Source organism: Stenotrophomonas sp. SMYL8 (assembly GCF_036320065.1).
GTDB lineage: Bacteria > Pseudomonadota > Gammaproteobacteria > Xanthomonadales > Xanthomonadaceae > Stenotrophomonas > Stenotrophomonas maltophilia_A.
In genome coordinates this window covers 78,153-90,917 of the sequence record NZ_JAWIRR010000004.1, presented here as the reverse complement: position 1 = coordinate 90,917, position 12,765 = coordinate 78,153, and the positions used below count along the sequence as shown (strand labels likewise).

General features: G+C 67.5%; 10 protein-coding genes. 8 read left to right on the top strand and 2 right to left on the bottom strand.

The window, feature by feature from the left end; genetic code table 11:
* Positions 1-27: 27 nt before the first annotated feature.
* From V3B25_RS05430 to V3B25_RS05420, 3 genes are all read left to right on the top strand, one after another.
* Positions 28-939 (top strand): S41 family peptidase, encoded by a 912-nt coding sequence (locus V3B25_RS05430; RefSeq protein WP_049423765.1) that lies wholly within the window; start codon positions 28-30, stop codon positions 937-939.
* Positions 940-1,037: 98 nt separating this feature from the next.
* Positions 1,038-1,931, top strand: coding sequence for an NAD(P)-dependent oxidoreductase (locus tag V3B25_RS05425; protein WP_049401072.1), 894 nt, complete (start codon positions 1,038-1,040; stop codon positions 1,929-1,931).
* Between the two features lie 210 nt (positions 1,932-2,141).
* A complete protein-coding gene (locus V3B25_RS05420) occupies positions 2,142-4,673 on the top strand; it encodes a methyl-accepting chemotaxis protein (RefSeq protein ID WP_032128587.1) in 2,532 nt (843 codons plus the stop codon).
* 95 nt (positions 4,674-4,768) lie between these two features.
* Here the strand turns inward: V3B25_RS05420 and V3B25_RS05415 are convergent, their stop codons facing one another.
* Entirely contained in the window at positions 4,769-5,155 is a 387-nt protein-coding gene (locus V3B25_RS05415) for a DUF2628 domain-containing protein (RefSeq protein WP_071227807.1), read from the bottom strand.
* Positions 5,156-5,372: 217 nt separating this feature from the next.
* Here V3B25_RS05415 and V3B25_RS05410 point away from each other — a divergent pair, with 217 nt between their 5' ends.
* Complete coding sequence (locus tag V3B25_RS05410; protein WP_329810268.1) at positions 5,373-5,543, top strand: hypothetical protein; 171 nt, start codon at positions 5,373-5,375, stop codon at positions 5,541-5,543.
* Positions 5,544-5,603: 60 nt separating this feature from the next.
* Here the strand turns inward: V3B25_RS05410 and V3B25_RS05405 are convergent, their stop codons facing one another.
* A complete protein-coding gene (locus tag V3B25_RS05405; protein WP_164080612.1) occupies positions 5,604-7,649 on the bottom strand; it encodes a TonB-dependent receptor in 2,046 nt (681 codons plus the stop codon).
* A 493-nt stretch (positions 7,650-8,142) separates the two neighbouring features.
* Between V3B25_RS05405 and mdoH the strand changes: the two genes are divergently transcribed.
* From mdoH to V3B25_RS05385, 4 genes are read left to right on the top strand one after another with little or no spacing between them, the layout of a single operon-like run.
* Positions 8,143-10,068 (top strand): glucans biosynthesis glucosyltransferase MdoH, encoded by a 1,926-nt coding sequence (gene mdoH / locus V3B25_RS05400; protein ID WP_329810267.1) that lies wholly within the window; start codon positions 8,143-8,145, stop codon positions 10,066-10,068.
* A 50-nt stretch (positions 10,069-10,118) separates the two neighbouring features.
* Positions 10,119-10,778, top strand: a complete 660-nt coding sequence (locus V3B25_RS05395) for an alpha/beta hydrolase (RefSeq protein ID WP_088027302.1) — start codon at positions 10,119-10,121, stop codon at positions 10,776-10,778.
* A 3-nt stretch (positions 10,779-10,781) separates the two neighbouring features.
* Positions 10,782-11,825 (top strand): sensor histidine kinase, encoded by a 1,044-nt coding sequence (locus tag V3B25_RS05390; protein WP_193391269.1) that lies wholly within the window; start codon positions 10,782-10,784, stop codon positions 11,823-11,825.
* A gap of 10 nt (positions 11,826-11,835) precedes the next feature.
* A complete protein-coding gene (locus tag V3B25_RS05385; RefSeq protein ID WP_010481294.1) occupies positions 11,836-12,567 on the top strand; it encodes a LytTR family DNA-binding domain-containing protein in 732 nt (243 codons plus the stop codon).
* Positions 12,568-12,765 lie beyond the last annotated feature (198 nt).

Below are 12,765 nucleotides of genomic sequence, written 5' to 3'. Positions count from 1 at the left end.
TACATATCATCAACATGGGGTGCGGTCATGGCGGTTTCGTGGATGCTGGGCGCGCTGCTGGCGGCGTCCTGCCCGGCCCAGGACGCGGTGCTGCAGGCGGCGGCCACGGCGATACAGGCGCAGTACCTGGACGTGGCCGAAGGCGCGCACATTGCCGAGGCCGTGCGCGGCTGGTCCACCCAGCAGCGCTATGTGGACAGCTGCGCGGACCCCAAGGCGTTCAGCGCACGCTTGAACCAGGATCTGGACGTGTTCGATGGCCACTTCCATGTCGAGCGGGTGGATGCCCGCGCCGGCCAGGACGACTGGCTGATGGCCTGGCGCGCAGATGCGCGCAGCAATGGTGCGGGCGTGCGCGAGGTGCGGGTGCTGGAAGGCAACATCGGTTACCTGCGCCTGAGCACCTTCTATCCGCTCGATCTGGCCCGGCCGAAGCTGGCCGCAGCCTTCACCCTGCTGGCCGACACCGATGGCCTGGTGCTGGACCTGCGCCAGAACGGTGGTGGCGATGACGGCAGTGCGGACCTGCTGGTGCGGACCCTGCTGGCGGCGGAGATCACCCAGGTGCAGTCACTGCAACGCCGTGGCCAGCGCCGTCCGGTACCGTTGCCACCGGCGAGCCTGGGGCTGTACCTGAAGCCGCTGGTGGTGCTGATCGACCGCCGCACCGGGTCGGCCGCCGAATTCGTCGCGTACTCGCTGCAGGCGCAGGGGCGGGCACGTGTCGTTGGTAGTCGAAGTGGCGGTGCGGCACATATGTTCGATGATCCTGTGCTGCTGCCGGATGGCTATCAGATCAGCATTCCCGACCGGCAGCCGATCAACCTCCGTACCGGAACCAACTGGGAACGCACCGGCGTCACGCCTGATGCAGCAGGCGGTGACGATCCGCTGTTCGTCGCCCGGCAGCTGCTGGCCCGATCGGCATCGCCAGAATGAACGCACAATTGCAACCGCGCCCTATCGCAGACGACATGCAGCGTGCCTAGAATCGATGCATCCCGGTAGTTCCCGGGCGCTTCGAGTGAATGGACTCAATGAAGATTCTGTTGACCGGCAGTTCCGGGCGGATCGGGCGTGCGATCTTCGGCGCGCTGGCGGCGGCCCACGAAGTGGTGGGGCTGGATCGCAGCCCATTCGCCACCACCCGCATCATTGCCGATGTCACCGATCGTCAGGCCGTGAAGCGGGCAGTGCAGGGCGTCGACGCGGTGATCCATACCGCCGCCCTGCACGCACCCCATGTCGGCCTGGTGCCGGATGCGGTATTCCAGCAGATCAATGTGGAGGCGACCGCACACCTGTTGCAGGCTGCCCGCGAGGCCGGTGCACGCCGCTTCGTGCTGACCAGCACCACGGCGCTGTATGGCCATGCGGTGGTGGCGGGCGGTTGCCGCTGGATCGATGAAGATACCGAGCCGCTGCCACGCACCATCTACCATCGCAGCAAGCTGCAGGCCGAGGCGTTGGCTGAAGCCGCTGCGGCGCCGGGCTTCAGCGTGCGCGTGCTGCGCATGGCCCGCTGTTTCCCCGAGCCACCGGAGCGGATGGCGATGTTCCGCCTGCACCGCGGCATCGACGCGCGCGACGTGGCCAGCGCACATGCCGCGCTGCTGCACGATGAGGGCGCTGCCTTCGCACGCTACATTGCCTGCGCACCGACGCCGTTCCTGCGCGAGGATTGCCTGGAACTGGCGACCCAGCCGCGCAGGGTGCTGGCCCGCCGCGCCCCGCAGTTGCTGGCCGAGTTCGAGCGCCGTGGCTGGCCGCTGCCGCTGAGCATTGACCGCGTCTACGACAGTGCACTGATGCGCAGCACACTGGGCTGGCAGCCGCGCTTCGGCCCGGACGACGTGCTGCAGCAGTACGCGGTTGGCAGCATCGAGGTGCTGCCGCGGGCGGAATGGATCAAGGACCGCGTGGCCGAATAGGGCGGCAGCGGGGCGGGTTCCTGACCCGACCCTGAGCAGGTTCAGGAATGTGCAGATGGACCGCCTCAACCTCGTTCGCAGGCGGCCGCTAACCCGGTGCGCTTCCAGCGCCGGGCGTGTCCCGGCGGCCGGTGGCCTGCGCGACGGATCGCGCACCTGCGCGGTGCCCTCGCGGTGCCGGTCGTCCTGAACTGCCTTGCGGACCCTTCCATGCCTTCTCCCCGTTCCGCCGCTGCCCGCCGCCCGGGCAGCATCGCCCACAAGCTGATGCTGGGCACCGCTGCGATCGCGCTGCTGTGCTTCGGCCTGACTGCGTTCCTGATCTACCGCCAGGCCAGCGCCAGCCTGATCGACGCCTCGCGCCAGACCATGGCCAGCGAAGCCACCGCCGAAGCCCGCCAGGTCGCGGCCGATCTGGGCACCGCCTTTGCCAGCAACGACGCCATGGTCGAGGCCGTGCTCGCCCAGCGCGCGCGCGGCGATGTTCCGGACCGTGCCAGCCTGGCTGCCGTGCTGGGCGAGCAGCTGCGCACCCACCCCGAGTGGCTGGGCAAGAGCACCATGTGGGAGGCCGACGCCTTCGATGGCAAGGATGCCGAGTTCGTCAACACTGAAGCGCACGATGCCACCGGTCGTTACATGAGCTACTGGGCCTGGCACGATGGCAAGCCGCAGCAGTCGACGATGACCGACTACACCGAGACGGCCAGTGGCTCCGGTGACTGGTACATGGTGCCCAGCCGCGACAAGCTGGCGAAGGTAAGCGAGCCCTACGCCTACGACATCGGTGGCCAGCAGGTGCTGATGAGCACGCTGAGCACGCCGATCATCGAAAACGGCCGGTTCCTCGGTGTATTCACTGTGGACTTCTCGCTGGCGGCGCTGCAGAAGCACCTGGCCACGCTGAAGCCGATGGGCGCCGGGCGCGTCGAACTGCTCTCGCCGAATGGCGTGGTGCTGGCCTCGGCCAATGCCGCCGAAATCGGCAAGCCACGTGGCGACGCATTGACCCGCAGCATGCTGGCAGACATCGCCGCCGACCGCCGGTTCGAAGCCTTCACTCCGGATGCCGCCGGCAACGTGCGCGTATACGTGCCGCTGCGTGTGGGCGATGCGCCGCAGCGCTTTGCACTGGGTGTGGTGATGCCGCACGCGGTGATCGTGGCCGAGGCGCGCCAGCTGCTGTGGCTGACCCTGCTGGTTGGTGTGGTGGCCGCGCTGACGCTGAGTGCCGGTGTCTATGTGCTGCTGCGCCGGTTGGCGATCCGCCCACTGGCCGAAGCCGTGCGCGTGGCCGGCGACGTCGCCGCGGGCAAGCTGGACAGCACCCTGCCGGCACGCAGCAACGACGAAGTGGGCCGCCTGCTGGACGCGATGCAGGGCATGCGGGGGCAGCTGCAGTCGGTGATGGCGGCGCAGGCGGAAATGGCGCGTCGCCATGACGCCGGTGAAATCAGCTACCGCATGGACGCCTCGGCGTTCCCGGGTGAGTACGGCCGGATGGTGGCTGACAGCAACCAGCTGGTGGCCTCCAGCAACGCCGTCACCCAGCGCCTGGTCGACGTGATGCAGCGCTATGCGGTGGGTGACCTGAGCGTGGACATGGAAGCGCTGCCGGGCGAGAAGGCGGTGTTCACCGCTGCAATGGCCACCACCAAGAGCAACCTGGCGGCGATCAACGATCAGATCCAGCAGCTGGCCGCTGCCGCCGCCGCCGGCGATTTTGCGGTGCGCGGCGACACGCTGCGTTTCGACCACGACTTCCGCCGCATGGTGGAAACCCTCAACACCATGATGCAGGTCAGCGACCACAACCTGGCCGAGCTGTCGACGCTGCTGCGCGCGATTGCCGCAGGCGACCTCAGCGCGCGCATGCAGGGCGACTTCCACGGCGTGTTCGCGGTGATGCGCGACGATGCCAACAGCACCGTGCAGCAGCTGACCCAGATCGTTGGCCAGATCCAGCAGTCGGCGGCCAGCATCCGCCTGGCGGCGGGTGAGATTGCCGCCGGCAACAGTGACCTGTCGCGCCGCACCGAGCAGCAGGCGGCGAACCTGGAAGAGACCGCGGCCTCGATGGAAGAGCTGACCTCCACGGTGCGCCAGAATGCCGACCACGCGCTGCAGGCCAACACCCTGGCCGGCTCCGCGGCGGGCGTGGCCAGCGAAGGCGGGCAGGTGGTCAGCCAGGTGGTGCAGACCATGGAACAGATCGAGGCCTCCTCGCAGCGCATTGCCGAGATCATTTCGGTAATCGATGGCATCGCGTTCCAGACCAACATCCTGGCGTTGAACGCGGCGGTGGAAGCGGCGCGTGCCGGCGAACAGGGCCGCGGATTCGCCGTGGTCGCCAGCGAAGTGCGCGCACTGGCCCAGCGCTCGGCAGGCGCGGCCAAGGAGATCAAGGAGCTGATCGACGCCTCGGTGGCGCAGGTCGGTGCCGGTGCGCAGCTGGTGCACGGCGCGGGCCGCACCATGCAGGAAATCGTCGGCCAGGTCGGTCGAGTGAACGAGATCATGGCCGAGATCTCGGCAGCCTCGCGCGAGCAGTCGGCGGGCATCGAGCAGGTCAACCAGACCGTGGTGCAGATGGACGAGACCACCCAGCAGAACGCCGCACTGGTGGAAGAGGCCAGTGCCGCCGCGCGTGCGATGGAAGAACAGGCCGAGCAGCTGGCGGTGGCGGTCTCGCGCTTCCGCCTGCAGGCCGAGCCGGTGGCTACGGTCCGCCGCGCGGCCTGATCCTGTTGCGCGCACATGAAGACGCCCGGCCAAGGCCGGGCGTCTTCATGTCTGCTTGATGCTATGCCAGGCCGGAGTGCGGCGGCAGCATCGCGTCAGAACATGCCTTCGAAGGGATTCCAGCTGGCTTTGCCCTTCACCTGCTCCAGGTAGTAGCTGTAGTTGGTGCTGGCGGCAACCAGGAAGTTCATGGCGATGAACAGCGGGCGCGCGATGATGTCCGGCAGGAACAGGGACACGATGCCCAGCACGAGGCCGATGCCGATCACCACCAGCGCCTTGCGCCACATGCCCAGAATGAACAGGTAGATGAAGCCGAAGAAGAAGGCGAAGAAGTTGATGTTGATCTTGAGGCGGTCGCCGAAGGACAGCGCCTTCCAGGCTTCCTTGAAGCGCGGCTCCTTCGGAGCGCCGTGCTGCTGGAAGAAATTGAAGCGGAACTGCCACTTCGGGCTGAAGCGGGAGAGGTCGACGGCGTTCATTGACGATTACGTCCTTGTAGGAAAACGGTTACATGATACGAGGCCGACGGTTCAGGAAACTACCCTCAACCGTCAAAAATGTGACGCGCCCGGCATGTGCAGGCCTGCGGCGGGGCGCCGCACCGTCACCCATCCGCCTTGTTTTTAGGATAGGGTGCGCAGTTCCGCTGCCGCCCCAGCTGAACCCGGGCGGCGGCGGGATGTCCATGGAGGTTGCATGACCACACCTGCTATACCGGAAAACGCACCGGGACCGGTGCTCCTGCCGACACCTGAAGTGGTGCAGGCACAACAACTGCTCGCACGCCAGCAACTGGCGGTAGCGATGGACCGTGCACGCACGGCCGCTACGCAGAACGCGGCCGCGGCCGCGATGGAAAGCGAGTAATCCGCAACACCGCCGATCGCGCTGGCGTGCTGCCAGCGCGATCGCGGCGCGCGCCGCCGGTCAGAACCGCGCGGTCATGCTCATGAAGTAGCTGCGCCCGGCCACGAAGTAGTCGGTGGAGCCTTCCGCATACAGCTTCTTGTCGGCCAGGTTGCTGACGCCGCCGCGCAGGGTCAGTACCTCGTTGACGTTCCAGGCTGCGGTCAGGTCATACAGGGTGTAGGCCTTGAGGAAGGTCGTGGCGGTACCGGTCTGCTTGCCGGTGTACTGCGCCGACAGGCTGCTGGAAAACACCGTATTGGGCGTCCAGTCCAGCGACGAATAGCCGGAAAACTCCGGCGTATCGATCAGGTTCCTGCCGGTGGTCAGGTTCTTGGCTTCCTTCATCCAGGTGGCCGAGGTGCGCCAGCGCCACTGCTCGCCGAAGCGGACATTGAAGTTGCCTTCCATGCCACTGGTGCGCGCGCGCTGCACGTTGCTCATGCGCGTCCACCAGATGCCGTTGAACTTGCCCAGGGGCGCGTACTCGATCTTGTTCTTGAAGTCGGTATGGAAGTAGGTCAGGCCGGCATCGAACAGGTCATTGTCGAAGCTGATGCCGATCTCTCGGTTGGTGCTGGTTTCCGGGTCCAGGTCCGGGTTGCCGGCCATGTAGCAGCCACCGCGGGTATAGCCCAGCGGGATCAGCGAGGTGCAGCCGCGGCCGCCGGACTGGGTGGCCGCGCTGGGCGAATTCTCGGTCAGGCTGGGCGCGCGGAAGCCCTTGGAGACGCCACCGCGGATCGTCCACTGTTCGGCCGGGTGCCAGACCAGGTACGCACGCGGGCTGACGTGGCTGCCGAACTTCTCATGGTGGTCCAGGCGTGCGCCCAGGGTCAGCGCCAGCGTGCGGTGCAGCTTCAGTTCGTCCTCAACGAACAGTGCCCAGGTATCCACTTCCAGGTTGGAGCCGCTGACGGCATTGCCGGCATAGTCGATCGGCGCGCGGCCGATGGTATCGGTATTGGTCAGTTCCTGGCGCTTCCACTGGCCACCGACGGCGAACTGGTGTTCAACGCCCAGGGTGAACGGCGTGGTCAGGCTGCCTTCGATGATGGTATCGGTGGCCTCGGAGCGGCCGGTGGCACCGATGTCGTTCTTGTACTCGGTCCAGTACGCGCTGAGCTTCGAGTTGCCGAAGCTCCACTTGCCATCGTGGTTGAGTGCCAGCGAGCTGCGCTTGAGTTCGCTGGCACCCCAGGCGCCTTCGTCCTGCTTTTCCAGCGAGGCGTCGATGAAGGCCTGCTGCACGCCGTGGCCGGCTTCCAGCGACAGTTCCTGCGCATCGCTGAGCTTCCACTGCAGCAGCGCGTCGACATTGCGGTCCTTCTCGCCGGCGTAGGCATTGCCATAGACACCACCGTTGGAGCGGTCCGAGTCGCGGCGCATGCTGTTGGCACCGATGCGCAGGCCGAAGCGCTCGCCGAGCGGGCCGGAGAACGTCGCACCGATCTGCTGGGTATCACCGCGCTTGCCATCACCCGGGCGGGTATAGCTGTGGGTGGCGCTGCCGTTCCAGTCATCACCGATGCGCTTGGTGATGATGTTGATCACGCCGCCCATGGCGTCGGAGCCGTACAGCGACGACATTGGTCCGCGCACCACCTCGATCCGTTCGATCTGGTCGGGCGAGATCCAGTTCAGATCCTGGCGGCCGAGGTCGGGACGGTAGTTGGTCGAGGCCGAGCTGCCCATGCGCTTGCCGTCCACCAGCACCAGCGTGTAATTGGACGGCATGCCACGCAGCTTGATCTTGGACTGCTCGCCGACCGCGCTGAGGCCACCGGTCACGCCCGGCACGCGGCTGAGCAGGGTGGCCAGGTCGTGCACCGGCTGGCGCTCGATGTCCTCACGGCTGATCACGCTGATGCTGGCCGGTGCATCCTTGATCCATTGCTGGTTGCCCGAGGCGGTGACCACCACGGTATCCAGATCCTTGGTGGAGGCATCGGCGCTGGCCTCTGCGGCGGCCAGGCCGGGCAGGGCCAGCAGGCAGGCGGTGGCCAGAGCGCAGGCCAGGCGGGTGCGCGGCAGGCGCGCGGAAGGGGTACGGAACGACAGGGACATGACGGCTTCCATCGGAGGAGGGGGACCCGGTGGAAGCAGCAGGCGCACGCAGACAGCAGGCAGCCCCCTTCCATGGGTCGTTGGGCGCTGGGTGGGAACCGGCGCAGCTGGGTGGGTCTCGGCCGTGCGGAAGACGGTGACCTGCCTGGTTAATGAAATGATAACCGTTCGCGTTTGTTACGATCCAGTACCTGGGGCGACCAAGTGACATCCGTTCCCCTGCCCCGGCACTCGCCTGCTGTTTGCTGAATGGGGATAAATCCCGGCGTAGACCTTCGCACTCGGCTTACATCCGGCGCCCTAGACTGAGCCGCATTTTCGATTCCGCCCCGTTGGAGATCGTGTGGGTTCCGGTAGTGACAGACAGCGACTGCGTGGCGTGACGCCGACGCAGCCAGGACAAGTGCGGGCGCCGGGAAAGCGCGCCGGGAACCTTGGTGCATGCAGCCCGGCCGGGATGGCCGGCCGTGCCGACTGCGCGGAGTAGGCGGCAATGGAGGTGCAGACCATCCATGCGGAAGCAGATACGTCCCGGCTTGATGCCGGCTGGACGCTGCTGCCGGCCGAATCGCCGTTGCAGATGCCTGAGCAGACCCTGCGCGAAGGCCAGCTGAAGGTTCGCCGCCACCGCACCTCGCCGCGGCTGATCGGCCTGCGCCGGTTCTATATCTTCGGCGGCACGCTGGCGATGACCGCCATCGCTACCCGGATGATGTGGCGGGTGCTGTCGGCCAATGGCATCAGCGTGCTCGAGGCCTGCCTGCTGGTGCTGTTTGTCGGCCTGTTCGCCTGGATCGCGCTGTCTTTCGCCAGCGCCGTGGCCGGCTTCCTGACTGCCGTGTTCGACCGGGGGTATCGCCTCGGCATCGACCCGGACAAGCCACTGCCGACGGTGCACAGCCGCACCGCGCTGCTGATGCCGACCTACAACGAAGATCCGCGCCGGCTGCTGGCCGGCCTGCAGGCGATCTACGAGTCGGTGGCCGCCACCGGCCAGCTCGACCGGTTCGACTTCTTCGTGCTCAGTGATACCCGGCGCGAAGACATCGCGCGGGCCGAGGAGCAGGTGTTCGCCGAACTGCGCGAGCGCGTGCCCGATGGCCAGGCGCGGCTGTTCTACCGCCGCCGTGGCGACAACAGCGGGCGCAAGGCCGGCAACATCGCCGACTGGGTCCGCCGCTTCGGCGGTGCCTACCCGCAGATGCTGATCCTGGACGCCGACAGCCTGATGACCGGCGACAGCATCGTGCGCCTGGTCGCGGGCATGGAGCACAACGCCGACGTCGGCCTGATCCAGACCCTGCCGTCGGTGATCGGCGGGCGCACCCTGTTCGCGCGCATGCAGCAGTTCGGCGGCCGCGTGTACGGGCCGGTGATCGCACGCGGCGTGGCCTGGTGGCACGGTGCCGAGAGCAATTACTGGGGCCACAATGCCATCATCCGCACCCGCGCCTTCGCCGATCAGGCCGGGCTGCCGGCGCTGCCGGGGCGCAAGCCGTTCGGTGGCCACGTGCTCAGCCATGACTTCGTCGAAGCGGCGCTGATGCGTCGTGGCGGCTGGGCCGCGCACATGGTGCCGTACCTGGGCGGCAGCTATGAAGAAGGTCCGCCGACCCTGACCGACCTGCTGGTGCGCGACCGCCGCTGGTGCCAGGGCAACCTGCAGCACGGCAAGGTGGTCGGCAGCCGTGGCCTGCACTGGATCAGCCGCATGCACATGCTGATCGGCATCGGTCATTACTTCACCGCGCCGATGTGGGCGATGCTGATGCTGATCGGCATCGCCATCCCGCTGTTCCAGGAAGGCATCGACTTCAACGCCCTGCTGCACCTGTCGCCCAGCGTGTACTGGCGGGCCCAGGACGAGGAACAGGTGGTGCGCCTGTTCGCGGCGACCATGGCGGTGCTGCTGCTGCCCAAGGTGCTGGGTTACCTGGCGATGCTGCTGGACCCGGTCGACCGCCGCGGGTGCGGCGGTGCCCTGCGCGCGTTCGTCTCGATGCTGGTGGAAACTGTATTGGCCGCGCTGATGGCGCCGGTGGTGATGTACGTGCAGTCGCGCGGCGTGGCCGAAGTGCTGTCCGGCCGCGATTCGGGGTGGGACGCGCAGCAGCGTGACGATGGTGGCATTTCGTGGCTGGCGCTGATCCGTGGCTACGGTGGGCTGGGGATGTTCGGCGCCTTCATGGGCATGCTGGCCTGGGCGGTGTCGCCATCGCTGGCCGCGTGGATGGCGCCGGTGGTGATCGGCATGGTGCTGGCGGTACCGGTGGTGGCACTGACGTCTTCGCGTGGCCCCGGCGCCTTCCTGCACCGTCTTGGCCTGCTTGATATCCCCGAGGAGAACATCCCGCCGCCGGTGCTGGTACGCGCCGCGCAGCTGCGCCGGGAAGCGGCCGAACAACCGCCGCTGTACTGATCGTCCCGCGGCAGCGGCATAATGCGGCTCGAACTTGAAGGAGCCGCATCATGCTGCAAACGGTGGAACAGGAGACCGGCGCCTCGCCGCAGTGGTCGGTGATCTGGCTGCACGGCCTCGGTGCCGATGGCCACGACTTCGCGCCGATCGTGCCGGAGCTGGTGCGTCCGCATTGGCCGGCGCTGCGCTTCGTGTTCCCGCATGCACCGGTGCGGCCGATCACGATCAACAACGGCGTGCCGATGCGCGGCTGGTACGACATCGTCGGCATGGATTTCCGTTCGCGCGCCGACATGGTGGGCGTGCAGGAATCGGTGGTGCAGCTGGATGCGCTGATCGCACGCGAGATCGAGCGTGGCATCGCGCCGGAGAAGATCTTCCTGGCCGGTTTCTCGCAGGGGGGCGCGATCATCCTGACCGCCGCGCTGTCACGCACTGCGCCGTTGGCCGGCCTGATCGCGCTGTCCACCTATCTGCCCGAAGCCGACGGCGCAAAGCGCGCTGAAGGCGCCGTGCAGGTGCCGGTGTTCATGGCCCATGGCAGCAGCGATCCGGTGATTCCGCAGGCGGTGGCCGCACACAGTGCGCAGGCACTGCAGGCGCTGGGCCTGGACGTGGAATGGCACAGTTACCCGATGGCCCACCAGGTCTGCGCCGAAGAGATCCAGGCGCTGGGTGACTGGTTGCAGGAACGCCTGGGCGCTGCCTGACCCATGCCGCCGGCCAGCGCCCCGCCCTGGATGCCGGAACTGTGCCGCCTGCCGCGGCTGGCGGCGATGCTCGGCCTGGCTGAACTGGTGGTGGTGGTGCTGGCCCTGGCCCCGGATGGCAGCCGCCACTGGACTGTGGGCGAACTGCTGTCGGCCAGTGGTTTCGCCTTGTGGCTGGCGCTGGCCGTAACGGCCAGCCTGTGCCTGCTGCGGCAGGCGCTGTCGAAGCTGCCGCAGATGCTGGGCGCGGCAGCGGCGATTGCATTGGCGACGCTGATCGCGGTGGTCTGCGCGGGCATCGTGCATGCCCTGTACGCAGTGCTTGGCGACAGCTTCGCCCGCGGCATCAGCTTCTGGCGCTTCACGCTGGGCAGCGCGGCGACGACGGCGCTGATCACTGCCTTGGCCCTGCGCTACTTCTATGTGAGTGATCGCTGGGCCGCGCAGGTACAGGCCAACGCACGCGCACAGGCCGATGCCCTGCAGGCGCGGATCCGCCCGCACTTCCTGTTCAACAGCATGAACCTGATCGCCAGCCTGCTGCATCGCGACCCGGTCGTGGCCGAGCGTGCGGTGCTGGACCTGTCCGATCTGTTCCGTGCCGCGCTGGGGGCGGGCGAGGGTGATTCCACCCTGCGTGACGAATGCGAGCTGGCCGAGCGCTACCTGTCGATCGAATCACTGCGCCTGGGCGAGCGCCTGCAGGTGCGCTGGCAGCGCGACGAACCGCTGCCCTGGGATCTTCCCCTGCCTCGCCTGGTACTGCAGCCACTGGTGGAGAACGCCGTGCTGCATGGCATCTCGCGGCTGCCCGAGGGTGGCACCATCGAACTGCAGCTGATGCGCCAGGGCAATGAACTGCAGATCTGCGTGCGCAATCCGGCGCCCGACCCGCAGGCCCCCGGGCTGGCCCTGGCGCGCGGTGCCGGCCATGCCCAGCACAGCATCGGCCATCGGCTGGCCTGGCGCTTCGGCAGCGCCGCGCGGATGACGGCTGGCTGGAGCGAGGGCTACTATGCCTGCCAGGTGACAGTGCCGATCCAGTGAGGGAGCGATCGTGAGGGTAGTCATCGCCGATGACGAACCGCTGGCGCGTGAGCGCCTGCGCAGCCTGTTGGCCGCGCAGGACGGCGTGGATGTGGTGGCCGAGGCCGGCAACGGCGAGCAGGCCCTGCACGCGTGCGCGGAGCTGCAGCCGGACCTGGTCCTGCTGGATATCGCCATGCCCGGGCTGGATGGCCTGGAAGCCGCCCGCCACCTGGCCAGCTTCGAGCCACGGCCGGCGGTGGTGTTCTGCACCGCTTACGATGCGCATGCGCTGTCGGCGTTCGAGGCGGCCGCGATTGATTACCTGATGAAGCCGGTACGTGCCGAGCGTCTGGCCGCGGCCATCGCGCGCGCGCGCACGTTCCTGGCCGGCCGCGATGGCCAGCCACAGGACCACCGCGGGCAGCAGGCGCGCAGCATGCTGTGCGCGCGCCTGCGCGGCAGCCTGCGCTTGATTCCGTTGGACGACATCCATTACCTGCAGGCCGAAGAGAAGTACGTGGTGGTGCACCACGCGCGCGGCGAGGACCTGATCGAAGAGTCGCTGAAGTCGCTGGAAGAAGAGTTCGCCAGCCGCTTCATCCGCATCCATCGCAACTGCCTGGTGGCGCGCCACGAACTGGTCGAGCTGCGCCGTGGCACGGGTGGGCAGGTGCAGGCGATGTTGCGCCATGGCAAGCAACCGCTGGAAGTCAGCCGCCGCTGCGTGGCGACGCTGAAGCAGGAATTGCGGCATCTGTGAGTGTTCCGCGCGGCCTGCGGCCGCGACTGCTTACAGATCAACATCAACATCAAGATCAACAGCAACAGCAACAGCAACAGCAACAGCGGGTCATGGCTCGGTATTTCTACGTGCTGGGTCGGGGCGGGGGGGGGGGGGGGGGGGGGGCCGCGGGGAGGAGCGGAGGGAGCAAAGGCGCGCACGCCCCACGCCGGAAGG

Bases quoted from the DNA above. Each gene is read 5' to 3' on its own strand.
- V3B25_RS05430 (WP_049423765.1), top strand. From the start codon at position 28: ATGGCGGTTTCGTGGATGCTGGGCGCGCTGCTGGCGGCGTCCTGCCCG.
- V3B25_RS05425 (WP_049401072.1), top strand. From the start codon at position 1,038: ATGAAGATTCTGTTGACCGGCAGTTCCGGGCGGATCGGGCGTGCGATC.
- V3B25_RS05420 (WP_032128587.1), top strand. From the start codon at position 2,142: ATGCCTTCTCCCCGTTCCGCCGCTGCCCGCCGCCCGGGCAGCATCGCC.
- V3B25_RS05415 (WP_071227807.1), bottom strand. From the start codon at position 5,155: ATGAACGCCGTCGACCTCTCCCGCTTCAGCCCGAAGTGGCAGTTCCGC.
- V3B25_RS05410 (WP_329810268.1), top strand. From the start codon at position 5,373: ATGACCACACCTGCTATACCGGAAAACGCACCGGGACCGGTGCTCCTG.
- V3B25_RS05405 (WP_164080612.1), bottom strand. From the start codon at position 7,649: ATGTCCCTGTCGTTCCGTACCCCTTCCGCGCGCCTGCCGCGCACCCGC.
- mdoH (WP_329810267.1), top strand. From the start codon at position 8,143: ATGGAGGTGCAGACCATCCATGCGGAAGCAGATACGTCCCGGCTTGAT.
- V3B25_RS05395 (WP_088027302.1), top strand. From the start codon at position 10,119: ATGCTGCAAACGGTGGAACAGGAGACCGGCGCCTCGCCGCAGTGGTCG.
- V3B25_RS05390 (WP_193391269.1), top strand. From the start codon at position 10,782: ATGCCGCCGGCCAGCGCCCCGCCCTGGATGCCGGAACTGTGCCGCCTG.